The organism is Moritella yayanosii (genome assembly GCF_900465055.1).
Classification (GTDB): Bacteria; Pseudomonadota; Gammaproteobacteria; order Enterobacterales; family Moritellaceae; genus Moritella; species Moritella yayanosii.
In genome coordinates this window covers 2,700,685-2,725,083 of sequence record NZ_LS483250.1, presented here as the reverse complement: position 1 = coordinate 2,725,083, position 24,399 = coordinate 2,700,685, and the positions used below count along the sequence as shown (strand labels likewise).

25 protein-coding genes are annotated in these 24,399 nt (G+C 41.9%); 20 read left to right on the top strand and 5 right to left on the bottom strand.

The features are described from left to right. Window positions 1-305: 305 nt before the first annotated feature. From MORIYA_RS12670 to tuf, 8 genes are all read left to right on the top strand, one after another. Complete coding sequence (locus MORIYA_RS12670) at window positions 306-689, top strand: RidA family protein (protein WP_112715698.1); 384 nt, start codon at window positions 306-308, stop codon at window positions 687-689. Window positions 690-701: 12 nt separating this feature from the next. After that, a complete protein-coding gene (tusD, locus tag MORIYA_RS12665) occupies window positions 702-1,100 on the top strand; it encodes a sulfurtransferase complex subunit TusD (RefSeq protein ID WP_112715696.1) in 399 nt (132 codons plus the stop codon). Between the two features lie 22 nt (window positions 1,101-1,122). Beyond that, window positions 1,123-1,479, top strand: a complete 357-nt coding sequence (tusC, locus tag MORIYA_RS12660) for a sulfurtransferase complex subunit TusC (RefSeq protein ID WP_112715694.1) — start codon at window positions 1,123-1,125, stop codon at window positions 1,477-1,479. Between the two features lie 14 nt (window positions 1,480-1,493). Next, entirely contained in the window at window positions 1,494-1,784 is a 291-nt protein-coding gene (tusB, locus tag MORIYA_RS12655; RefSeq protein ID WP_112715692.1) for a sulfurtransferase complex subunit TusB, read from the top strand. A 229-nt stretch (window positions 1,785-2,013) separates the two neighbouring features. Beyond that, window positions 2,014-2,388 (top strand): 30S ribosomal protein S12, encoded by a 375-nt coding sequence (rpsL, locus tag MORIYA_RS12650; RefSeq protein ID WP_112715690.1) that lies wholly within the window; start codon window positions 2,014-2,016, stop codon window positions 2,386-2,388. An 84-nt stretch (window positions 2,389-2,472) separates the two neighbouring features. Then, entirely contained in the window at window positions 2,473-2,946 is a 474-nt protein-coding gene (gene rpsG / locus MORIYA_RS12645; RefSeq protein WP_006033661.1) for a 30S ribosomal protein S7, read from the top strand. A gap of 68 nt (window positions 2,947-3,014) precedes the next feature. Further along, a complete protein-coding gene (gene fusA, locus MORIYA_RS12640; protein ID WP_112715688.1) occupies window positions 3,015-5,108 on the top strand; it encodes an elongation factor G in 2,094 nt (697 codons plus the stop codon). Window positions 5,109-5,172: 64 nt separating this feature from the next. Beyond that, a complete protein-coding gene (gene tuf / locus MORIYA_RS12635; RefSeq protein WP_112715686.1) occupies window positions 5,173-6,357 on the top strand; it encodes an elongation factor Tu in 1,185 nt (394 codons plus the stop codon). A gap of 132 nt (window positions 6,358-6,489) precedes the next feature. Here the strand turns inward: tuf and MORIYA_RS12630 are convergent, their stop codons facing one another. The 5 genes from MORIYA_RS12630 to hslR form a co-directional block, all read right to left on the bottom strand. Next, window positions 6,490-8,832, bottom strand: a complete 2,343-nt coding sequence (locus MORIYA_RS12630) for a Tex family protein (protein ID WP_112715684.1) — start codon at window positions 8,830-8,832, stop codon at window positions 6,490-6,492. Window positions 8,833-8,879: 47 nt separating this feature from the next. Beyond that, window positions 8,880-9,365: a transcription elongation factor GreB gene (greB, locus tag MORIYA_RS12625; protein WP_112715682.1), complete on the bottom strand. Its 486-nt coding sequence runs from the start codon at window positions 9,363-9,365 to the stop codon at window positions 8,880-8,882. A gap of 161 nt (window positions 9,366-9,526) precedes the next feature. Then, on the bottom strand, window positions 9,527-11,158 hold the full coding sequence (gene pckA / locus MORIYA_RS12620; RefSeq protein WP_112715680.1) for a phosphoenolpyruvate carboxykinase (ATP): 1,632 nt from the start codon (window positions 11,156-11,158) through the stop codon (window positions 9,527-9,529). A gap of 176 nt (window positions 11,159-11,334) precedes the next feature. Continuing rightward, window positions 11,335-12,216: an Hsp33 family molecular chaperone HslO gene (gene hslO, locus MORIYA_RS12615; RefSeq protein WP_112715678.1), complete on the bottom strand. Its 882-nt coding sequence runs from the start codon at window positions 12,214-12,216 to the stop codon at window positions 11,335-11,337. Between the two features lie 19 nt (window positions 12,217-12,235). Further along, window positions 12,236-12,634 carry a ribosome-associated heat shock protein Hsp15 gene (hslR, locus tag MORIYA_RS12610; protein WP_456299075.1) on the bottom strand — a complete coding sequence of 133 codons (399 nt, stop codon included), beginning with the start codon at window positions 12,632-12,634 and terminating at the stop codon, window positions 12,236-12,238. Window positions 12,635-13,019: 385 nt separating this feature from the next. Between hslR and gspC the strand changes: the two genes are divergently transcribed. The 12 genes from gspC (at window position 13,020) to MORIYA_RS12550 (ending at window position 24,386) form a co-directional block, all read left to right on the top strand. After that, window positions 13,020-13,889 carry a type II secretion system protein GspC gene (gene gspC, locus MORIYA_RS12605; protein ID WP_112715674.1) on the top strand — a complete coding sequence of 290 codons (870 nt, stop codon included), beginning with the start codon at window positions 13,020-13,022 and terminating at the stop codon, window positions 13,887-13,889. A 40-nt stretch (window positions 13,890-13,929) separates the two neighbouring features. After that, on the top strand, window positions 13,930-16,023 hold the full coding sequence (gene gspD, locus MORIYA_RS12600; protein WP_112715672.1) for a type II secretion system secretin GspD: 2,094 nt from the start codon (window positions 13,930-13,932) through the stop codon (window positions 16,021-16,023). Beyond that, window positions 16,024-17,523 carry a type II secretion system ATPase GspE gene (gspE, locus tag MORIYA_RS12595; RefSeq protein WP_112715670.1) on the top strand — a complete coding sequence of 500 codons (1,500 nt, stop codon included), beginning with the start codon at window positions 16,024-16,026 and terminating at the stop codon, window positions 17,521-17,523. Window positions 17,524-17,525: 2 nt separating this feature from the next. Then, window positions 17,526-18,746: a type II secretion system inner membrane protein GspF gene (gspF, locus tag MORIYA_RS12590; RefSeq protein ID WP_112715668.1), complete on the top strand. Its 1,221-nt coding sequence runs from the start codon at window positions 17,526-17,528 to the stop codon at window positions 18,744-18,746. A 25-nt stretch (window positions 18,747-18,771) separates the two neighbouring features. After that, a complete protein-coding gene (gene gspG / locus MORIYA_RS12585; RefSeq protein WP_112715666.1) occupies window positions 18,772-19,206 on the top strand; it encodes a type II secretion system major pseudopilin GspG in 435 nt (144 codons plus the stop codon). A 117-nt stretch (window positions 19,207-19,323) separates the two neighbouring features. Further along, complete coding sequence (gspH, locus tag MORIYA_RS12580) at window positions 19,324-19,926, top strand: type II secretion system minor pseudopilin GspH (protein WP_112715664.1); 603 nt, start codon at window positions 19,324-19,326, stop codon at window positions 19,924-19,926. Then, the gene (gene gspI / locus MORIYA_RS12575) at window positions 19,926-20,315 is read left to right on the top strand and encodes a type II secretion system minor pseudopilin GspI (protein ID WP_112715662.1); all 390 of its coding nucleotides are present in this window, start codon (window positions 19,926-19,928) and stop codon (window positions 20,313-20,315) included. The genes gspH and gspI overlap by 1 nt, the downstream gene beginning before the upstream one ends. A gap of 1 nt (window position 20,316) precedes the next feature. Next, window positions 20,317-20,967, top strand: a complete 651-nt coding sequence (gene gspJ / locus MORIYA_RS12570; protein ID WP_112715660.1) for a type II secretion system minor pseudopilin GspJ — start codon at window positions 20,317-20,319, stop codon at window positions 20,965-20,967. Continuing rightward, entirely contained in the window at window positions 20,967-21,941 is a 975-nt protein-coding gene (gene gspK / locus MORIYA_RS12565) for a type II secretion system minor pseudopilin GspK (protein WP_112715658.1), read from the top strand. The genes gspJ and gspK overlap by 1 nt, the downstream gene beginning before the upstream one ends. Then, window positions 21,938-23,164, top strand: coding sequence for a type II secretion system protein GspL (gspL, locus tag MORIYA_RS12560; RefSeq protein ID WP_112715656.1), 1,227 nt, complete (start codon window positions 21,938-21,940; stop codon window positions 23,162-23,164). The genes gspK and gspL overlap by 4 nt, the downstream gene beginning before the upstream one ends. Then, window positions 23,161-23,634 (top strand): type II secretion system protein GspM, encoded by a 474-nt coding sequence (gene gspM / locus MORIYA_RS12555; protein WP_112715654.1) that lies wholly within the window; start codon window positions 23,161-23,163, stop codon window positions 23,632-23,634. Before gspL ends, gspM begins: the two co-directional genes overlap by 4 nt. Further along, the gene (locus tag MORIYA_RS12550) at window positions 23,631-24,386 is read left to right on the top strand and encodes a type II secretion system protein N (protein WP_112715652.1); all 756 of its coding nucleotides are present in this window, start codon (window positions 23,631-23,633) and stop codon (window positions 24,384-24,386) included. Before gspM ends, MORIYA_RS12550 begins: the two co-directional genes overlap by 4 nt. The last annotated feature ends 13 nt before the right edge of the window (window positions 24,387-24,399 follow it).

Genomic DNA, 24,399 nt, shown 5'->3' with positions numbered 1-24,399 from the left:
AAAAAAGTCTCATATTAATTGTGATGAGGTCTTACTAGTTTGAATGATGAGAGTGAGGGAGGAACTGTTCTTTGCATTGAGCATGTCTTAACTTTCTCATTCACTAAACACAATGGGCGATTTTAACTTAAAATAAATTACACAGAAAGCACTAATCAAATTAATTTATGTAAATAATTCTATAAAGTTTAAACTATTTATTGCTCTACGTTTGCTTATTACGCGTATTATTAAATATAATGGCTGTAGTTATTGCAATATACTCGCTCTGATTATGAGAGCATTAATAATTTATGGGAATTACAATGAGTAAAAAAATCATTTCGACAACGAATGCACCTGCTGCTATTGGTCCGTACTCACAAGCTAATCAACTTGGTAATATGGTTTTTACTTCAGGACAGATCCCATTAGTACCAGAAACGATGGAAATCATTGAAGGCGGCGTTAAAGAACAAGCCGAACTTGTAATGGAAAATCTAATGGCGGTATTAAAAGCGGCAAATGCCAGTGCAGATACAGTAATTAAAACCACATGTTTCTTAAGTGATATGAATGATTTTGTTGCTTTTAATGAAGTATATGCACGTTATTTCCCTGAAAATGCGCCGGCACGTTCATGTGTTGAGGTTGCTCGTTTACCGAAAAACGTATTAGTTGAAGTTGAAGCTATCGCATACACTCTTTAATTAGGTCTACCTATGTCTAAATCTGTCACTATTGCAGTACTTGTTACTGGGCCTGCATATGGTAGTCAAGACGCTTTAAGCGCCTATCATTACGTTAAATCTGCGATTGAACTCGGTCATACTATTCAGCGTGTATTTTTTTATAATGATGGTGTGCTTAATGGTTCGACACTGACTTCTCCGGCCGTTGATGAGTTCGATCTTTATCAGGCCTGGTTAGTGTTAGCACGTGAACACAAAATTGATTTAGATATATGTTCAGGTGCAGCGTTAAGGCGTGGTGTGATTGATCAACGCGAAGCCGATAAAGCCGGCAAGCGTAGCTTTAATCTTGAATTACCATTTCAATTAACAGGACTTGGTCAATTAGCAGAATCAATTGTGACTGCTGATCGGGTGATCCAGTTTTAACTATTCTTATTTGGTCAAATATATGTTGAGAGCCGCATTTGTTACTCGTCAAGTTCCGCATGGCAGCAGCATCGCGAGAGAAACTCAAGATGCCATTCTAGCTACTTCGGCGCTTACTGAAGATTTAAGCGTCTTTTTTATTGGTGATGGTGTTTATCAATTAGTGAGTAAACAAAAGCCTCAGGGTATCGCTTGTCGTGATTTTGCGCCTACATTTGCTATGTTTGAGCTATATGATATTGAAAATATTTATGTGTGCGCAGACTCGCTATTAGAGCGTGGTATTAGCGATATAAATTTGATTATAGACGTCGAACGTTTAGCGCAGCCTGAAATTAATCAGCGTATTCGTCAGCATGCTATTATTTTGAATTTTTGATTGGAGATAACACTATGCTTCATATTATTAAATCGTCACCGTTCTCACGAAACACATTTATTGACAGTCTCGCCTATCTCAACGATGGCGATGCGCTGCTCTTTATTCAAGATGCTGTCGTCATTACGGCATCACAGCATAAATATGCTAAAATACTTCAAGATCTCCAACCAAAGATAAGTGTTTACACTTTGACTGAAGATCTGGACGCAAGAGGGCTAAAATGTATTTTAGGTCAGCAGGTTAGCTACCTAGAGTTTGTTAACCTTACTGTGTCGTATTTACAAATTCAGACTTGGAATTAAATAAGCCTGATCTGTACGAATTTTCATTGTGACCCTATAAACTACGAGTAAGTTTTTATCTAGTAGCGTTGTAAAAGCGGTTTATTGATGATTTATTGGCAAATAAACTAATTTATTTTCAATAATACTGTTCTTATGCTTGACAGCTAAAGGCGCAATGACTAAAATTCTGCGTCCCTATATTAGGGATGATTTTTCACACGTAAAAAACTCAACGGAGCTATTTTAAATGGCAACTACTAACCAATTAGTACGCAAGCCTCGCGTAAGAAACGTTACAAAAACTAACGTTCCTGCTCTTGAAGCTTGTCCACAACGTCGTGGTGTTTGTACTCGCGTATACACTACTACTCCTAAAAAACCTAACTCGGCTCTACGTAAAGTAGCTCGTGTTCGTCTAACTAACGGTTATGAAGTTACTTCATACATCGGTGGTGAAGGCCATAACCTTCAAGAGCACAGCGTGATCCTAATCCGTGGTGGTCGTGTTAAAGATTTACCGGGTGTTCGTTACCATACAGTTCGTGGTGCGTTAGATACAGCTGGTGTTAGTGATCGTCGTCAGGGACGTTCTAAATACGGTACTAAACGTCCTAAGAATTAATAATTCTTCGTTTAGTAAGGCCAAGCAAACTGTTAACTATTTATTAGTTTTGGGTAATACCTGAAGCACAACGAGGAATAAGAGATGCCAAGACGTCGCGTCGTAGCTAAAAGAGAAATTTTAGCAGATCCAAAATTCGGATCAGAAATCCTAGCAAAATTCATCAACATCGTAATGGTAGACGGTAAAAAATCTACTTCAGAAGCGATTGTATATGGTGCGCTAGAAACTATCTCTACTAAAAGTGAAGATAAAACACACCTAGAGCTTTTCGAAATGGCTCTAGATAACGTTCGTCCATCGGTTGAGGTTAAATCTCGCCGTGTTGGTGGTTCAACTTACCAAGTGCCTGTAGAAGTTCGTCCTTCTCGTCGTAATGCACTAGCTATGCGTTGGTTAGTTGAAGCAGCACGTAAACGTGGTGAAAAATCAATGGCTGCTCGTCTAGCTGGAGAGCTATTCGACGCTGCTGAAAACAAAGGTTCTGCGGTTAAGAAACGTGAAGACGTTCACCGTATGGCTGACGCGAATAAAGCATTTGCTCACTATCGCTGGTAATTTTTGGACGCAGATTTTAAATCTGCGTCAATTACTTTCTGTCTAGGTTTCCTAGTAAGGGATTTATTGTGGCACGTACAACTCCGATCGAGCTCTACCGAAACATTGGTATTTGTGCTCACGTTGATGCGGGTAAAACTACAACTACAGAACGAATTCTGTTCTATACTGGTCTTTCACATAAGATGGGTGAAGTTCATGATGGCGCAGCCACTATGGATTGGATGGAACAGGAGCAGGAGCGTGGTATTACCATTACTTCTGCTGCGACAACAGCAATGTGGAACGGTATGGATGCGCAATTTAAGCAGCACCGTATCAACATCATTGATACGCCAGGACACGTTGACTTCACGATTGAAGTAGAACGTTCTTTGCGAGTCCTTGATGGCGCAATTGTTGTGTTTTGTGGAGCATCAGGTGTTGAACCACAATCTGAAACGGTTTGGCGTCAAGCTGATAAATATCAAGTACCACGTATTGTATTCGTTAATAAGATGGATCGTACCGGTGCTGATTTTGAAGCTGTCATTGACCAAATTCGTAATCGTCTGGGCGCGACTTGTGTTCCTATCCAGTTAAACATTGGTGCGGAAGAAGAGTTTGAAGGCGTAATTGATTTAATTAAAATGAAATCAATTAGCTGGAATGAAGCAGATCAAGGTATGTCATTTAGTTATGGCGATATTCCTGCTGATCTGCTTGAGCGTGCAGAAGAATTACATGAAGAATTGGTTGAGGCTGCCGCCGAAGCTAACGATGAGCTGATGGATAAATACCTTGAAGAAGGTGAATTATCTGAAGGAGAAATTAAAGCTGGTTTACGTCAACGTACGCTGAACAACGAGATCGTAGTGGCGACTTGTGGTTCTGCCTTTAAAAATAAAGGCGTACAAGCGGTACTTGACGCAGTGGTTGAATTTCTTCCTAGCCCAACGGAAGTGAAAGATATCATTGGTATTGATGATAATGGTAACGAAATTACTTGTTTATCAAGTGATGACGCACCCTTTGCTGCACTAGCCTTTAAGATCGCGACCGATCCATTTGTAGGTACGCTTACGTTCCTACGGGTGTATTCGGGAGTGGTCAATGCGGGCGATGGCGTTTATAATTCTGTGAAGCAGAAGCGTGAACGTTTAGGTCGTATTGTGCAAATGCATGCTAATGATCGTCAAGAATTGAAAGAAATACGTGCCGGCGATATCGCTGCGGCAATTGGTCTTAAGGATGTCACTACGGGTGATACGCTTTGTGATATTAATCATAAAGTAATTCTTGAGCGTATGGATTTTCCGGAACCGGTTATCCAAATTGCTGTAGAGCCTAAAACAGTAGCCGACCAAGATAAGATGGCTATCGCGCTAAGTAAATTAGCGGCAGAAGATCCATCATTCCATGTTGAAACTGACAAAGAGTCAGCGCAAACACTGATATCTGGTATGGGTGAACTTCACCTGGACATTATTGTTGAGCGTATGCGTCGTGAGTTTAACGTTGAATGCAACGTTGGTAAGCCTCAGGTTGCATATCGCGAATCAATTCGTGATTCAGTTGAAGCAGAAGGTAAATTCATTCGCGAGTTAGGTGGTCGTGGTCAATATGGTCATGTTTTACTGAGACTGGAACCGCTTGAAGCGGGCGCTGGTTTTGAATTTGTGAATGAAATCGTTGATGGTGAGGTTCCTAGCGAATTCATCCCAGCGGTAGAAAAAGGTTGTAAAGAACAGATGGATCAGGGCGTGTTAGCTGGATATCCTATCATGGATGTTCGTGTTACACTCTACGGTGGTTCATTTCACGATGTTGATTCCAATGAAATGGCATTCAAGGTCGCGGGTTCTTTTGGTTGCAGACAGGGCGCATTGGATGCAAATCCAGCCTTGCTTGAGCCAATGATGAAAGTCGAAATTACCACTCCTGAGGGGTGGATGGGTGATGTTGTTGGTGACGTAAGCCGTCGTCGCGGCATGATCGAAGGTATGGATGATGGCCACTCAGGTCTTAAAATCATTCATGCTAAGGTTCCGTTGTCTGAAATGTTCGGTTATGCAACTGCACTACGTTCAGCTACACAGGGCCGCGCTTCGTATTCAATGGAATTCCTTGAATACAATGAAGCACCTAAACACATCGCTGACAAAATTATTGAAGCGAAATAAAGTTTAACTTTGGTAGTCTTTATCATAAGATAGAGGCTTAACTGATAATTAGAAGGTACACGTCGTGTCTAAAGAAAAATTTGTACGTAATAAAACCCACGTAAACGTAGGTACAATTGGTCACGTTGATCATGGTAAAACAACTCTAACAGCTGCAATCACAAGTGTACTTGCAAAAGTATACGGTGGTGAAGCTCAAGATTTCGCATCAATCGACAATGCTCCTGAAGAAAGAGAACGTGGTATCACGATCAATACTTCACACGTAGAGTATGATACAGAAAAACGTCATTATGCACACGTGGATTGCCCAGGCCATGCGGATTATATTAAAAATATGATCACGGGCGCTGCTCAAATGGACGGCGCTATCTTAGTTGTTGCTGCAACTGATGGTCCTATGCCACAAACACGTGAGCACATCCTACTTTCTCGTCAGGTTGGCGTTCCTTACATCATCGTATTCATGAACAAATGTGATATGGTTGATGATGAAGAACTACTTGAACTAGTAGAAATGGAAGTTCGTGAACTTCTTTCTGAATATGACTTCCCTGGTGATGACCTACCAGTTATCCAAGGTTCAGCTCTTAAAGCGCTTGAAGGCGAAGCTGAATATGAAGCTAAGATTCTTGAACTAGCTGAAGCGCTAGATTCATACATCCCTGATCCAGAACGTGCTATCGATAAGCCTTTCATTATGCCTATCGAAGACGTTTTCTCAATATCTGGTCGTGGTACTGTTGTAACTGGTCGTGTTGAGCAAGGTATCGTTAACATTGGTGATTCAGTAGAAATTATTGGTATCCGTGATACTCAAACGACTACTTGTACTGGTGTTGAAATGTTCCGTAAACTACTTGACGAAGGTCGTGCTGGTGAGAACATTGGTGCACTTCTACGTGGTACTAAACGTGAAGACGTTGAACGTGGTCAAGTACTAGCTAAGCCTGGTTCAATCACTCCACATACTAAGTTTGAATCTGAAGTATACGTACTTTCTAAAGAAGAGGGTGGTCGTCACACTCCTTTCTTTAAAGGTTACCGTCCACAGTTCTACTTCCGTACAACTGACATCACTGGTTCTGTAGAGCTTCCAGAAGGTGTTGAAATGGTTATGCCTGGTGACAACCTTAAGTTTGTTGTTGAGCTAATCAACCCAATCGCAATGGAAGAAGGTCTACGCTTCGCTATCCGTGAAGGTGGCCGTACTGTTGGTGCTGGTGTTGTTTCTAAAGTAATCGCTTAATTTCGATTAGTTTGAACAATATATAGAAAGGTTGCTTAGGCGGCCTTTTTTTTCATCTACAATTTATGAAGTGAGTGAAAAGGTGACGAACTTAGTCCGCCATATTATTGAATTAATAGAAATACTTCGCTATTAGCGTTTCTTAGCATTCGCAAAGGCGTCAGCAAACGCACTATTACTTAATCCTGAATTCCTGTCTGCTGTGTTATGTTGTGCTTTAGTGGGGGATTGCTTAGCCGATTTATTGCTGGTTTTGAGCCTAACCTTATTATTGGCCACAGTATGATGACTTGCTATGGGCACTTCATCCTCTAACCGCATTGTCAGGGCAATACGCTTTCTGGCAATATCAATCTCTGTGACTTTAACTTTAACAATCTGTCCTGCTTTAACAATTTCGTGAGGATCTTTAACAAAGCGATTGGTTAACGCCGAAATGTGCACTAAGCCGTCTTGGTGGACACCGATATCAACAAAGGCGCCAAAGTTAGTCACATTACTAATGATCCCTTCAAGCAGCATACCTGGCTTTAAATCAGTTATTTTTTCAATACCGTCTTTGAACGTTGCCGTTTTGAATTCAGGTCTTGGATCGCGTCCTGGTTTGTCTAATTCTTGCAGAATATCCAGCACAGTCGGCAGACCAAATTTAGCATTGGTGTAATCTTGCGGATTGAGCGATTTAAGCAGTTCACTGTTACCGATTATCTCGGTGATATTTTTGCCTGTTTGTTGGGTAATATCTTTAATGACAGGGTATGATTCAGGATGTACTCCAGAATTGTCTAACGGATCTTTACCATTTAAGATGCGTAAGAAACCCGCGCATTGTTCAAATGCTTTCGGCCCTAAGCGTGGCACTTTCTTTAACTCATTACGTTTGCTGAATGGGCCATTGTCATTACGGTAATTCACAATATTTTCGGCAATAGTTTTATTCAGTCCAGCGACACGAGAGAGTAGTGCTGCAGATGCCAAATTAACATCAACACCGACTTTATTGACGCAATCTTCAATGACGATATCTAATTTTTTAGATAATAAGCTTTGGTTTACGTCGTGTTGATATTGACCAACACCAATGGCTTTCGGATCGATTTTAACTAATTCGGCAAGTGGATCTTGCAAACGTCGGGCAATCGATACCGCGCCACGAATAGAGACGTCAAGTTGGGGGAATTCGTTTGCCGCTAATTCTGATGCCGAATACACGGATGCACCCGCTTCGCTGACCATGATCTTTTGTAATTTTAGCGCTGGTTTAGCCTTGATTAATTCAGCCACGAGTTTATCGGTTTCTCGGGATGCAGTGCCGTTACCAATACTGATTAGCTCCACACTATAACGCTGACATAGTGTGGTTAGTGTTGATAATGATTGTTGCCATTGTTGTTGGGGTACATGTGGATAGATAGTGGTGTGATCGAGTAATTTACCCGTGGCATCAACAACGGCAATTTTAGAACCTGTGCGTAATCCTGGATCCAGTCCCAAGGTGACTTTTGGTCCAGCTGGGGATGCCATTAACAATGCCGTAAGGTTGGCGGCAAATACCTTGATGGCTTCGACTTCGGCTGACTCTTTCATTTTACCGATTAGTTCTGTTTCTAGCTGAATCAGTAATTTTTGTTTCCAGCTGCTGTGAACTACTGATTTTAGCCATTCATCGGCGGGTTTGTTTTGATACTGGATCCCAAGATGTTTGGCGATAATAACTTCACAATAACTGGTGGCATTTTTTTCAGTAAATTCGGGGTCGGCGTTTAAGCCAATCTGTAATTCACCTTCATTTTTACCACGTAGCATGGCGAGCATACGGTGTGATGGTACTTTACTTATCCCTTCACTGTGACTGAAATAATCTTTAAATTTACTGTCTGCAGTGGCTGATTTTTTATTTTCTTTTGATTCCAGTGTCGCATAGGCAAGTAATTGGTTACGTACTTTGGCAATAAGTTCAGCATCGACACTGGCTTTTTCCATCAGGATAAATTTTGCGCCTTCTAATGCTTGTTCTGGTGCGGCGAAACTAGCGTCTGATGTGACAAATTGTTTGGCGAGTTGCAGGGGGTGTTGTTGTGGGTTAGCAATCAGAGATTCTGCTAATGGTGTTAGCCCTGCTTCGATGGCTATTTGTCCTTTAGTACGGCGTTTAGTTTTAAAGGGTAAGTAGAGATCCTCTAAACGTGTTTTTGTTTCTGCGGCATTGATAGCGGCTGTTAACTGTGGGGTTAACTTATCTTGTTCGGCGATATTTTTTAAAATTGTTTCACGGCGTGTTTCTAAATCACGTAAGTAGGTCAGGCGCTGTTCTAACGTTCTTAATTGACCATCATCTAAGCCTTCGGTGGCTTCTTTACGATAGCGGGCGATAAAAGGGACTGTCGACCCACCATCAAGTAGGGTAATGGCAGCGTTAACTTGGCGGACATGCGCATTAATTTCTTGCGCGATAAGAGTTGCTAATTTAGACACTTTGGATCCTTAAATGAATAGATTGGTGATGACATGAATACGGATGATCATGCCGTAAATGGGAGGTATTGGATCTTGTTGATGTACCAAGTCTTACTACCCGCAGGTGTGTGCACTATCGCTTCATCATCCACTTGTTTACCGATAAGGGCTTTTGCCATTGGGGAATCAACGGTAACGAAATTACGCTTTGAGTCTAATTCGTCACGGCCGACAATACGGCATTGGATCACCGTGCCATCATCATCTTCTAATTCGGCATAGGCGCCAAAATAGACGGTGCCATCTTGCTGTGGATTATAATCGACTATTTCTAGCACTTCGAGACGTTTAACTAAAAAACGGATCTCACGATCAATAGTTCGCAGTAAATGTTTATTCTCTTTGTAATCGGCATTATCACTGCGGTCGCCCAGAGACGCCGCCCAAGACACAATTTTTGTGACTCTTGGCCGTTCTTGTTTCCAGAGGAACTTAAGGCGCTTATCTAAGGTTTCCCTGCCGACTCGGGTGATTAAGTTTGATATAGCCAATGCGATGACCTTGTTAAAGTATGATGATGGGAAATTATAGCAATAGCGCAGCCCAATAGCTCATTATCGTTGTTGCAGGTATAAAAAATGCCAGGTCGATTGCTCGATACTGGCATTTATGTGCATTATTTAAAGCGGTATAACGTTAACTTAAATAAAATTTAAAGTTGCGGTCCTGCAGCAAGCAGTGCTTTGCCTTCTTCATTATCGGTAAACTTCTCGAAGTTGCTCACGAAACGTTTTGCAAGCGCTATTGCTTTCTCTTCCCAGACATTTGCATCTTCGTATGTATCACGTGGGTCAAGGATCTTAGTATCACAACCTGGTAGTGTTGTTGGTACTTCTAAATTGAAGTAAGGGATAGTTTTACTTTCCACTTTTTCAATTGAACCATCAAGAATTGCATCGATGATGGCGCGTGTATCTTTAATTGAAATACGTTTACCTGTGCCGTTCCAACCCGTATTAACCAGGTAAGCTTGCGCGCCTGATGCTTCCATACGTTTAACAAGTTCTTGGCCGTATTTGGTTGGGTGCAGCGATAAGAATGCCGCGCCGAAACAGGCAGAAAATGTTGGTGTTGGTTCTGTAATACCACGCTCAGTGCCGGCTAATTTAGCCGTGAAACCAGATAGGAAGTGATATTTCGTTTGTTCTGGCGTCAGTTTTGATACGGGTGGTAACACCCCAAATGCATCTGCACTTAAGAAAATAACTTTATTCGCGTGGCCGCCTTTAGAGATCGGCTTAACGATATTTTCAATGTGTTCGATAGGGTAAGAAACACGGGTGTTTTCTGTTTTCGAACCATCGTCATAATCAACTACGCCACCGTCAAGTACGGTTACGTTTTCAAGCAGTGCATTCCGACGAATTGCGCCAAATATTTCGGGTTCTGCTTCTGCACTTAGTTTAATTGTTTTTGCGTAACAGCCGCCTTCAAAGTTGAATATGCCATCATCATCCCAACCGTGCTCATCATCACCAATTAATTGGCGTTTTGGATCGGTTGATAATGTGGTCTTACCGGTACCAGATAAACCAAAGAAGATTGCTGTTTCACCGTCAGAACTGATGTTTGCTGAACAATGCATTGATGCAATACCTTGCAGTGGCAATAGGTAGTTCATATAAGAGAACATCCCTTTTTTCATTTCGCCGCCGTACCAAGTACCACCGATAAGTTGAATTTTCTCTGTTAAATTGAAAGCAATAAAATTTTCAGAATTTAGGCCGTGCTTTTCCCAATCTGGATTGGTGCACTTAGCACCATTCATTACTACGAAATCTGGTTGGTAAGTTGCTAATTCTGCTGTGGTAGGACGGATGAACATGTTCTTAACGAAATGCGCTTGCCATGCAACTTCCGTGATGAAGCGAACTTTAATACGGGTATTTGCGTTAGCACCACAGTAAGTATCAACAACGAATAAACGTTTTGTTGAAAGTTGCTGTGTGACCAGTGTTTTCAGATCATTCCATACGTCCTGAGAGATGGCTTTGTTATCATTTTTACCTTGATCTGACCACCATATCGTATCGCGCGTGGTATCATCACGAACAATATATTTATCTTTTGGTGAACGACCAGTGAAGATCCCCGTATCTACAGCAACAGCACCTGATTCAGTCACGGTACCTTTTTCATAACCTTCTAGGTCCGCTTTGGTTTCTTCTGAAAAAAGTAGTTCATAAGAAGGGTTGTATACGATTTCTTCAACATCCTTGATGCCATATACCGATAGATCGATAGTGGCGCCAATAACGGTATTTTTATTTTTTATTTTTGTCATTGGTATCTCCTGGGGGTACAGAGTTTAATTTATTGTTTCAGATTAAATTAAATTAAGTTTGGTTTAAATTACATTATTAATAGTAATGGGCGCACTAACGGCACCCTTATTACTACATATCGTAGTGTTAAACTATGTGTTGCGGTGTATTTTCTACACTCTTATTCACATCTTGTTTAATGTACAGGGTTGCCAATCTGCGGTGCGTGTATATCTTCTACATCATCGGTATGAAAGGCATAAAGCGAACCGCAATAATCACAGTGCATCTCTATTTGGCCTTTTTCAGCAATAATATCAAGTAACTCTTCTTTGGCTACGCTAAGTAATGCTCTTGCACTACGTTCGTGTGAACAACCACATTTGAATGACACGGTTTGTGGGTCGAATAAGCGTACTTTTTCTTGGTGATAAAGTCGTACCAATACATCTTCTGCATCCAGATTAAATAATTCATCATCTTTAATCGTTTCTGTTAATGCGACTAAGTGTTCAAAATCTTCGGGTGAACTTTTCTTGTCGTCTGATGCCGGTAATTTTTGTAACATCATGCCGGCAGCTTGTTTTCTATAGCCAACTTTACCTGTGCGGAACCACAAACGTGTCGTTAATTGTTCTGACTGTTCGAAATACTGTTCTAAACATTCCTGTAAAGTATCACCACCAAGATCAACGATACCTTGATAACGTTCGCCTTTGTCTGGTGAAATAGTAATAACCATCACCCCTTTACCAATCAGTTCTTTTATATTGTTGGTGTCTGGTACTGAACCATTCCAGCGAGCAATGCCACGTAATTCAAGATCTTCGTTACCATTAATAACCGCAAGTGTCACCGGACCGTCACCTTGTAACTGGACCGTGATAGCGCCTTTAAATTTTAATGTCGCGGTTAATAGACTTGTTGCAACTTGTAACTCACCGAGCAGGCGCTGAACGGGTCTTGGATAATTTAGGTTTTCTAAAATATCAATAAAGCTTTGTTCAAGCTGTACAATCTCACCACGTACTTGGTGATCTTCAAACAGGTAGCGGTGTAATAAATCTTTCTGGCTCATAATATTCTCGATGTTAAAGTTAATGATTTTTTATCCGCAATAGTTCTCGACGTTGTTTCTTGTCGGGACGTTTATCGGGGCAGGGGTTATACAATGTATTTAGTTTACGCGCGACATCATTTTGTGCACGCTTTTCAACACTATTTGGTGTTTCTTCATACAGAGTAGCCGCTTCTGGTGCCCCTCTCCTTTGCGCGGAAAGCTGCTTTACGATCACTTCCTTTTCATCAAAGCCTTGTCTTATTGTTATTGTTGCGCCCAACTCAACGGTTTTACTGGGTTTAGTGCGTTGATCATTGTAGCGGATCTTGCCACTTTGGATCATTCCTCTGGCAATGGCGCGGGTTTTATAAAACCGCGCAGCCCATAACCATTTATCGACACGCACATCACTATCTGGTTTGGTGTTTTTTGACATAATAAGTGCAACCATATTCCAAATAAACGTTTTTATCGACTTGATTATAACAGATAAACAAAGCAGTAAGAGAGTCTTTTATTGATGCGAAATACACATTCCGTTAACTTAAATGATGGGTTTGTTTCACATTTATTTCATCTAAGTTTCATTTGTAAGTATGGGCATGTAGAATGGCGAAAAATGGAAATTAACATATTCTTAATAGATTCGTTTATTAGATGTAAAAAGTATGTAGGGAGTATAAGTTTAATCTTAATTAGTAGACTGATTTTTATACTTTTGTGGTGATAGTGCTTGTACGGACAAAACCATAAGGCTAGTATTGTTCAGTTAATGAACATAGCTTATTTTTTAAATGATGTTGTATTAGGATAATGCCAGAATGGACAATCTAGATGCGTTTAAGCAGCTTATAATCAAACTACCACAAAAACAAATCGCGACCTTTTGTTGTTATTTATTGCTGACGGTATTTTGTTATCAATCGGCATTATTGACTTGGCAACTATGGCCGACAACATCAGGTTCTGCAACATTATGGCAACCTACATCGAGTCGTGCTAGCCATCAAGTCAATAATTATGAATTAAATACCCTCCGTAACTTACACCTATTTGGCAAACAAGCAACTGAAAAACAAACCGTTGTTGTACAAAATATAGATGCCCCGAAAACGCGTTTACGCTTAACCTTAACTGGACTTGTCGCTAGCAGTGAGCCGAGTCTTGCGTTAGCTATTATTGAATATAAAGGTAAGCAAGAAACGTATGAGATTGATGATGAGATAGGTTCGACCAGCGCCAGCCTAAAGCAGGTGCATTCTGATCGTGTGATCATTGAATATCAAGGGAATTTAGAAACATTGATGCTAGATGGTGAAGACTTTAGCCGTGAAAGCAGTCAACGACAATCTCATAAAACAAGTTCTGGGAAGGCTCCTCGAAACCTTTCTAATCTACGCCAAACCTTATTAAAAAACCCCGCCAGCATTACCGATTATGTCCGTATTTCACCTGTGCGTAAAAACGGTAAGTTGTCTGGCTATCGTGTCAATCCAGGCAAAAATCGTCAATTATTTAAAGAAGTTGGTTTAAAACCCAATGATCTCGCCGTATCGTTAAATGGATATGATTTAACGGATACCCGCCAAGCAATGGAAGTCGCAAAGCAACTGAAAGATTTGACCGAAATGTCATTAACGGTTGAGCGTGACGGACAATTACACAGCATTTATTTAAGCATGCCTGACTAGCCATGTGAGTAGTACAAATTTTAGGTCGCTAAGGATAAAGATGAACCTTAATAACGTTGGAAAAAAATTAACAAGCTTATCCGCAGGTATACTGCTGGGCTTGAGTGGTATGGCCATGGCTGTCGAATATTCTGCGAGTTTTAAAGGCACTGATATTAATGAATTTATTAATGTCGTGGGTAAAAACTTAAATAAAACCGTGATTATTGATCCCAGTGTACGTGGCAAGATCAATGTACGCAGTTATGACCTGTTAAATGAAGAACAGTATTATCAGTTTTTTCTTAATGTATTAGATGTGTATGGCTATGCTGTTGTGAAGATGGACAATGGTGTACTTAAAGTCATCAAAAGCAAAGCCGCGAAGACCTCAAGCATCCCGGTGGTTGACGATCACAATCCTGGCAAGGGTGATGAAATGGTGACGCGTGTGGTCCCGGTACATAATGTATCGGTGCGTGAACTGTCGCCGTTATTGCGCCAATTAAACGATAATGCCGGTGGCGGGAATGTGGTGCATTATGAACCGTCGAATGTATTAATGTTGACTGGCCGTGCTGCGGTGGTTAATCGTTTAGTTGAAATTGTCCGTCTGGTGGATAAAGCCGGTGATCAAGAAGTCGATATTATTCATCTTAAATATGCATCTGCAAATGAGATGGTACGTATTATTGATAGCCTGACCAAAGGCAATGGCAAGTCGAAGATACCGAGCATTTTACAGCCTAAAATTGTGGCAGATGACCGTACTAATGCGGTGGTGATCAGTGGCGACCCCAAAGCCCGTCAACGGGTTGCAAGCTTGATCCAAAAATTAGATAGTGAATTAGAAACTACTGGTAATACTCGGGTTATTTACTTGAAATATGCTAATGCCAAAGAAGTCGCTGATGTATTAAAAGGGGTGAGTAACGCGATCACATCGACCAAATCAGGCTCGTCTAAAAGTAAGTCTAAGTCCGCTCTGGGTATTGAGGCGCATGAAGATACCAATGCCTTGGTGATCACCGCGCAACCGGATGTTATGCGCACTCTGCAACAAGTGATTAATCAACTTGATATCCGCCGCGCGCAAGTCTTAGTTGAAGCCATTATTGTTGAGATATCGGAAGGTGACGGCATTAACTTTGGTATTCAGTGGATCTCTAAAGCGGGGGGTACCCAATACAATAATGGTACGCAAGTGCCGATGACCACGATTGGCGCGGGTATTTATGATGCGCAAGATAAGACAACGACCACAACAGGTGTAGATTCTAATGGAAAACCATATACTACGACGTCTAAAACCTCAGGTGATATTTCCACCTTAGCCGCAGCGTTAAGCGGGGTGAACGGTTTAGCGCTGGGGGTGATGAACAGTGCAAGCAGCTTCGGGGCCATTATTCAGGCCGCTGCAACGGATTCAAATTCTAATATTTTGGCGACGCCGAGTATTATGACGCTAGATAACCAAGAAGCGTCATTTATCGTCGGTGAAGAAGTGCCGGTTATTACCGGTTCTTCAGCCAGTTCCGGTAACGATAACCCGTTCCAGACGATAGAGCGTCGGGAAGTGGGCATTAAATTAAAAGTGACGCCGCAGATCAATGAAGGTGATGCGGTTCAGCTCACGATTGAACAAGAAGTTTCTCACGTATTAGGTTCTACTTCGGTAGATATTATCTTTGCCACACGCCAGGTAAAGACCACCATTTTAGCCGAAAGTGGCCAGATTGTGGTGATCGGTGGTTTACTGGACGAACAAGTGATAGAAAGTGTGTCTAAGGTGCCTTGGTTAGGGGATATCCCTTGGATTGGTAACTTGTTTAAATCGACCTCGTCATCGACCAAAAAACGGAATTTGATGATCTTCATCAAGGCCACTATTATTCGCGATAATGCGTCGATTCGTGGTTTGAGTAACCGTAAATATAGCTTAATGCGTGCACATCAATTGCTGCAACAAGAAGATGGAGTGGCGTTAATGCCGTATACCGATGTGCCCGTATTACCTAAGTTTAATCAAGAGCGGGTTATTTCGCCAGAACTGCGTAAGTACTTGGAACAGCAAGATAACAAGACGGTACAGTTTGATGCTAGACCCGAGTCAGAAGTGACAGATACCCAATCACAACAACATGAGGCTGAGTAGATGAGTACTCAGGACTATGCCGAGGTAAGTGAAAGCGAACGCTTACCTTTTTCGTTCGCCAAAAAATTTGGTGTAGTGCTAAGCGAAGTAGAGCAGGGCTGGGTGTTATATCATAAAGCCGATGTCGCCCCATCGACGGTACTTGAAGTACGCCGTAACCTTGGTCAAGTATTTCAATTGGTGTTGTTAGATGATGAGGCATTTGAATTAAAACTGACCGACGTGTTTCAACGTGACTCATCCGAAGCTCGGCAATTAATGCAGGATATTGGTAATGAAGTGGATTTCTTTACGTTAGCCGAGGAGTTGCCAACCGAAGAAGATTTGTTGGAGTCCGATGATGATGCGCCGATCATTAAACTGATCAATGCCATGCTTAGTGAGGCGATTAAAGAAGGTGCTTCAGATATTCATGTTGAAACATTCGAACGTTCACTGGTGATCCGCTTCCGCATCGACGGAGTATTAAGAGAGATTTTGAAACCGAATCGAAAATTAGCATCTTTGTTAATATCACGGATCAAAGTCATGTCAAAAATGGATATCGCGGAAAAGCGTGTTCCCCAAGATGGTCGTATTTCGCTACGCATTGGTGGACGCGGTGTTGACGTGCGTGTATCAACCCTTCCATCGAGTTTTGGTGAGCGCGTAGTAATGCGTTTACTCGATAAGAATAACGCTAAATTAGAATTAGAGCATTTGGGCATGACGTTAGATAACCGCAATAAGATGTCGGAACTGATTCATAAACCGCACGGTATTATTTTAGTAACTGGACCTACAGGTTCGGGTAAAAGTACCACCTTATATGCCGCGCTATCGGAAATTAACAGTAGAGACCGTAACATCTTAACAATAGAAGATCCGGTGGAATATCAACTTGATGGCATTGGTCAAACACAGGTTAACCCGAAAGTAGATATGACATTTTCACGAGGTTTACGGGCTATTTTACGTCAAGATCCCGATGTGGTGATGATTGGTGAGATCCGTGACTTAGAAACTGCGCAGATTGCGGTACAAGCCAGCTTAACCGGTCACCTAGTATTATCCACCTTACACACCAATACCGCTGTCGGTGCTGTCACGCGTTTACGTGATATGGGATTAGAGCCCTTCTTATTGTCGTCAAGTATATTGGGTGTACTAGCACAACGCTTAGTGCGCACGCTGTGTGCCGATTGTCGAGTGGGCGCGCCGCCAACAGAGCGCGAACTTGAGCAACTTGCTTCTAATCGTGTGGCTGACGCGACGATAATTTATCATCCTAAAGGTTGTGAAAACTGTAATCAAACAGGTTACCGCGGTCGAACGGGTATTCATGAATTATTAATTGTCGATGAAGATGTACGAGACATGATCCACAGTGGTGCCGGTGAACAGATTGTCGAGCGGCATATTCGCCCATTCACCCCCAGTATCCGTCAAGATGGCCTAGCTAAAGTACTCGAAGGTGTCACCACCTTAGAAGAAGTACTCCGCGTGACAAGAGAGGGATAAGTATGCCTGCATTTTCTTATTTAGCGATTGATCAAAAAGGTAAAAAGAAAAAAGGGGTAGTGGAAGCCGACGGGCCCAAGCAAGCGCGTAGTTTATTGCGCGAGAAAGGCTTAACTCCCCTAGAAGTGGAAATGTCTGCCGTGGCTGAAAATAAAAAAGCGGCAGGGTTGTTTTCATTTAAACGCGGTATTAGTACGGCTGATATGGCGCTATTAACCCGTCAGTTGTCCACCTTAATTGCTGCTTCGCTACCGTTAGAAGAATCATTAAAAGCGGTGGCAGAACAAAGTGAACTACCGCGTATTCAGAATATGATCTTAGCCGTGCGTAGCCGCGTTGTTGAAGGGCATACACTAGCGGAAAGTTTTGCTGAGTTTCCGCATGCCTTTGACGATCTGTATTGTTCGATGGTGGCCTCCGGCGAAAAGTCGGGTCATTTAGATAAAGTACTTAATCGCTTGGCTGATTATACCGAACAGCGCCAAAAAATGGCCAGTCAACTCACACAAGCGATGATTTATCCGGTGATGTTAACGCTGGTGGCTATTGGTGTGGTGTCATTACTGTTAACCAGTGTTGTGCCTAAAGTGGTTGGTCAATTCCAACATATGGGACAAGAGTTACCACAAATCACGCAAATACTGATCGCGTTATCTGATTTTGTCAGTGATTATGGCTTGGCTGTCGTCGTCATTATTGTACTGGCCATTATCGGTGTGAAGCGGCTGTTATTGAAACCGCAGTATCGTTTGGCATTTGATGAACGATTATTAAAAGTACCTGTCATTGGTAAGATAAGTCGTGGCGTTAATACGGCGCGTTTTGCGCGTACGTTAAGTATTTTGAATGCCAGTGCAGTACCCCTACTGGAAAGTATGTCGATTGCAGGGCAGGTATTAACTAATATGCATGCGCGTAAATTAGTGGAAGCCGCGACGAGTCGTGTGCGAGAAGGGACCAGTTTAAGAGCGGCATTAACGGAAACAAAATTATTTCCGCCAATGATGCTGCACATGATCGCCAGTGGTGAACAAAGTGGTGAATTAGGTCCGATGTTAGAGCGTGCTGCAGATAACCAAGATTCGCAGTTTGAAGCGCAAGTTGCGATGGCCTTAGGCATTTTTCAACCCTTGCTGGTGGTGAGTATGTCGTTTGTTGTATTATTTATCGTGATGGCAATTCTTCAACCAATTTTGTCTTTAAACCAGATGGTTGCAGGTTAGATTTTTATTTTAAATAGAGGATGTTATGAATAATAAAAAACGGAATATGTCAGGTTTTACCCTGTTAGAGATCATGGTCGTTATTGTGATCTTAGGGGTACTTGCATCAATGGTTATCCCTAATTTATTAGGTAATAAAGAAAAAGCGGATCGTCAAAAAGTAGTATCAGATATCGTCGCGTTAGAAAATGCGATGGATATGTATAAGTTAGACAACAGCCGTTATCCAACAACAGAACAAGGTTTGGATGCATTAGTTACAGAGCCTGATGTCGATCCTGAACCAAGAGATTACCGGACTGGTGGTTATATCAAACGTCTACCGCAAGACCCTTGGGGTAATGAGTATCTGTTAGTGAGCCCAGGTGAAAATGGTCAAGTTGATATATATTCTATTGGTTTAGACGGTGAAGAAGGTTCTGATGACGACATTGGTAACTGGAACATGCATGAGAAATAATTAATCGTTTTATTCAGGCATAGGCTATGTACTGTGCCTTTCTTTATCTATCTGAACACCGCCGATGTTAACGCCTATTTTATTGGTATGCATATCAACAACGAACGAAGGTATAAAATGCAAGATCGTACTCATCAAGAATCTGGTTTTACACTATTAGAGATAATGTTAGTGATATTCTTAATGGGTATGATGGTCACGGGTGTAGTCATGACGATGAACACTGCTGGTCCCGATCGACAGCTCAAGCAAGAAGCCGCTCGTTTTATTGGCGTATTAGAACTTGCCGAAGAAGAAGCGTTACTCAGTAGTATCGAGATGGGGATCGTTATTGAAGAGCAGCACTATCAATTTGTGTATTTGGATGACAATGATAAATGGTCAGCATTCGATGACTCTAAGTTTTTTGCTAGGAAAGAATTGAAAGAGGACATGCTGCTTTCTCTGGAACTTGCTGGATTAACCGCGCAAGGGAGCTTGTTCGGTGATCATAAGCTGTTTGCTGATGATAGTTTGTTTGAGGATAACGCTGGGTTATTTGAACGGGATGATAAACAAGCACGCATCGAACCCGATATTTTTATTTATTCAAGCGGTGAAATTACTGATTTTACGTTGACGTTTACCTATATGGATGCCGATCTTGGCGATAGTAGTATCAAAGTTCAGTTTGATGAATACGGTGACTTAATGATTAATTCGACGATGGATGGATTTTGATGAAATCACGTTCGGGCCACTCGATGCTTTTTAAACAAGCGGGTATGACGTTACTCGAAGTCATGGTTGCGATGGCGGTATTTGCCACTGCTGGTCTGGCCGTGATGAAAGTCGCGACCGAAAATCTCAGCAGCTTGGCCTATTTGGAAGAAAAAACATTTGCCAATTGGGTGGCTGCCAATACGTTAACAGAATTAAAACTAGCCAACACGATACCGGGAAAATCATGGCGACAAGGTGAATCTGAATTAGCCGGACGCATCTGGTATTGGCGTTATAAAGCAGAAGCGACAGACAGCAGTGACTTTGTTGAGGTCACTGTCGAAGTCGCGACAGATAAGAAATATGAATCAACCGTTAGTCACTTACTTACCTATGTGGTGCGTTAAGATGACTCGACAACCTACCATCAAGCAACGTGGCTTTACGCTGATCGAGATGATGATTGCCATCGCCATCTTTGCACTGCTCAGTCTTGGGGCTTACCAAGTATTGCAAGGTGTGTTGCGCAGCGATGAGATCTCGAGAGATCGCGGTGATGCACTAAAGCAACTGCAACGGGCTATGGTTATTGTAGAGCGTGATTTTCAACAAATGAATGCCCGTCATAATCGCAGTGATGACGAACTGACGGCAATGCCATTACAAGCTGGAAAATTTATGTTCGACAGTGATGACGACGGTATTGCTTTTACACGCAGTGGTTGGCGTAATCCCTTATCACAGCTACCACGCTCTTCATTACAACGGGTAATATACCGAGTTAAAGATGCGCACTTAGAGCGGTTAAGTTATGTCTATTTAGACCCCTCGATCGGTGAAGAGCCGAAGAGAAAGTTAATTTTAGCCAATGTCGAAGCCATGACATTTGAGTTTTACCACGAGAATAAATGGGCTGAGACCTGGACCAATAAAACGGCATTACCTGATGGCGTAAAAGTAACGTTCACATTAAAGCGGTTTGGTAAAATTGAACGTATATTTTTATTACCTAAAGCCACAGTGGATAGTGATAGTAGTAATGACGAGGACGAAAAATAATGAAGAATGCCTCTAAACAGCGCGGAATTGCACTGCTGACAGTGTTACTCATTCTTGCTGTTATGGTGATCATTGCCAGTAATATGTCGTCGCGATTACAGTTGGAATTACGTCGTACCAGTAACATTATTATGCATCAACAAGCCTTGTGGTATGCCTATGGTGCTGAAGCCTTGGTTGAGAAAGGCTTAAAGCAAGCATTAAAAGACGATGATACCATCAATTTAGATCAATATTGGGCCATCGAAGGTATGGTGTACCCGGTTGAGAATGGTCAGATTGGTGGTCAGGTCTTTGATATGCAAGCCTGCTTTAATGTCAATGCGGTAACTGGTGAAGACAAAGAAGGTCAGGCCCCATTAGCTGTACGTCAGTTTCGAAACCTGCTTGAACAGCTAGAGTTAGATGCCTATGAAGCAGAGCAATTGAGTGACGCATTACGCGATTGGATTGATGCGGATACTAACATCGTGTCGAGTTACGGTGTTGAAGATGCTTATTATGAGTCGCTTGATTATCCCTATCAAGCAGGTAACCAACGATTGTTAAACATCAGTGAATTACGGGCGATAAAAGGGTTCAACCAAGTTATTTACCGCAAGCTTCGGCCTTATCTTTGTGCGTTACCAACGGCGAGCTTAAAGATTAACGTGAATACCATTGCCGTAGATAAGCCGGAAGTATTAGCGGGATTATTTACCGGGAAACTCTCATTAGATGTCGCTAAAACAATATTGGCACAACGACCGAATAGTGGCTGGGAAACAACAGCAGATTTTTGGGCATTAGCCACATTGACAGGACTTGAAATGAGTGCGACAGAAAAAAGTGTCGTTGATGTAAAAAGTAGCTATTTTATTGCACTATTACAGGCCGAATTTGCTGGTGCCACCATTAAGGTTGAATCGGTATTTAAAGCGGAAAGCAAAGATGCAGTTTATGTCATTCGTCGGCAATTCGGAGGAGCTCAATGAGCGAGCAGTTAGTAGTTAGGCTTGGCAGTGAAAGTCGACAAGCAATACATTGGTTAGTATGGTCAACAGTCGAACGCGAGATTATTGCGTCCGGTATTTTGACCAGTGCAGAAGATCTTATTGAACTTAAATCACGAGCTGGTGGCCGGCCGATCATCGCATTAGTGCCTAGTTGTGATATCACGTTTAAAAAGGTGGAGCTACCAGGGCGTAGTAATAAACAGTTACTCAATGCACTGCCCTATATGTTAGAACCAGAATTGAGCAGTGATATTGATAAATTACATTTTGCTGTTTTAGAAAAAGTAGCTAATACAGTTTCGGTTGCCGTTATTGCACACGCCAAGATGCAACAGTGGCAAACTTGGTTAGCAGATGCTGAATTAGTCTGTGAGCAATACATTCCTGATGTTTTAACATTACCCTACAGTAAAGCACATTGGAGTGCGATCGAACTCGATGGACAATGGTTAATTAGGCAGACGCCAACGCAAGGGTTATGTATTGAAAGTGAGTTGTTAGCGTTCGTATTAGCTGCCACTGAGGATCCAGAGGATGAAGGTGTCAGTAACAAACCAACAGTGATGAGTTACTCCCCTCTTGATGCTCTTGATGCTCTTGCGTTAGATAACTGGCAGCAAGGTCAGATTGAACTGCCAATGAAGTTGTGTGCCGAGGGGGCGATTGCCTGTCGCTATAATTTATTACAAGGTCAGTATAAAGTTGTACATGAAGATAATGTGGCATTTAAATTATGGCGCGGTACGGCTATCGCTGCAAGCTTGGCAATGGTGATGATATTGGTGAATCAATTTGTCACCTTAAATAAATTAGAGCAACAACAATCGGCGTTAGATAACGAGATTAGGCAAGTGTATAAAACGGTGTTTAAGCCGAAAAAAATGCGCTTGAATACGCGTTTAGTTAAAAAACAAATGCAGAGTCGATTAAATGATTTACGGGGTGGTGGCGATAACGCGGGCTTCTTAGTGATGCTGAGTCAGTTAACTCCGGCCTTTAAACAGTTACCGGGTATTCAGCCTATTTCTGTTCGCTATGATACCAAGCAAGCGACATTACGATTACAAGCAAGTGCGGCAGATTTTCAAGTGTTTGATAAACTTAAATCATCATTATCAATACAATTTGATGTTGTCCAAGGGACGTTAAGTCAGCGAAATGGTCGAGTTCAGGGGACGCTTGATATTAAGGGTAAAAAATGAAGGCATATTGGCAACAATTAGAGCAAAAAGAAAAACAGCTCATCAGTATATTAATCGTCACTTTGGTGCTTGCCGCTGGTTATTGGTTACTTTGGCAACCGTTACAAAATGACATTATTAATACCCAGCGAAAAGTGAATGTACAAAAGCAAACGCTGGCTGATGTGAAGACTATTGGGCAAAAGATCATAGACCTACAGGGCAGCCAAGGTAAGCGTGTTGAAGCTGGTGATCTAAACCAATTAGTGAGTCGTAGCGCTGCACGTAATCAGATCGTGATCACGCGTATCCAAGCAAAAACAGATACCCTGCAGGTATGGATTGATGATGTTAACTTTAACCAATTCACCGCTTGGTTAGAACAATTAAACAAACAATATGGTATTGAGATCCAAAATATCGATTTGAGTGTTTCGGACGCTAAAGGTATGGTTAAAGTACGTAGATTACAGTTAGGAACGAGACCATGAGAAATAAACTAATAGGACTATGTTTTGTTATCGTTACTTATGGTTTTTTTCTTGTCGGCACATTACCGGCCACATTGGCATTATCCTATGTATCATTACCCGCTAATGTAATGATAACTCAAGTCGACGGTACAGTGTGGCAAGGCGAAGCTAAGCGGATATCATTCAATAATATTGACGTTGAAGATATCCGCTGGGACACATCTGTGCTCGCGTTGTTAACGGGGTCGGCACAAGTCTATGTGGAATTCGGACGTGGCAAAAATAGTTTACGTGGGCGTGGTGAATTAGGTTATTCAAGTGCTGGTGTTTATGTACAAGATTTTACCGCGACAGCAAGTTCTGAATGGCTCGTCAGGGCAAGTAATGTGCCATTACCGGTGACGACGATGGGAAACGTTAAGTTAACGATTGCAGAGATGCGGCAAGGACAACCTTGGTGTGCACAACTTGATGGTCAGTTAAATTGGTCTAATGCGGCTATTGAGTCATTATTGGGTAACGTTGAAATTGATTCTGCGGTAGCAATTTTAACCTGCGATAATGGTGCCATTGTTGCTAATATCAAACAGAGTTCTACTCAGCTTAAAATATCCGGTATCGCTAAGTTAGAAAATAACGGCAAATACAGTCTATCTGCAGTACTGGTACCAAGTAATGAATTACCGCAATCAATACGCAGCAATCTACGTTATGTGGGCAAAGAAAATGCCAAGGGCGAGTATAAGGTCCATTACGCTGGGCGAATATAATATTGCTATATAA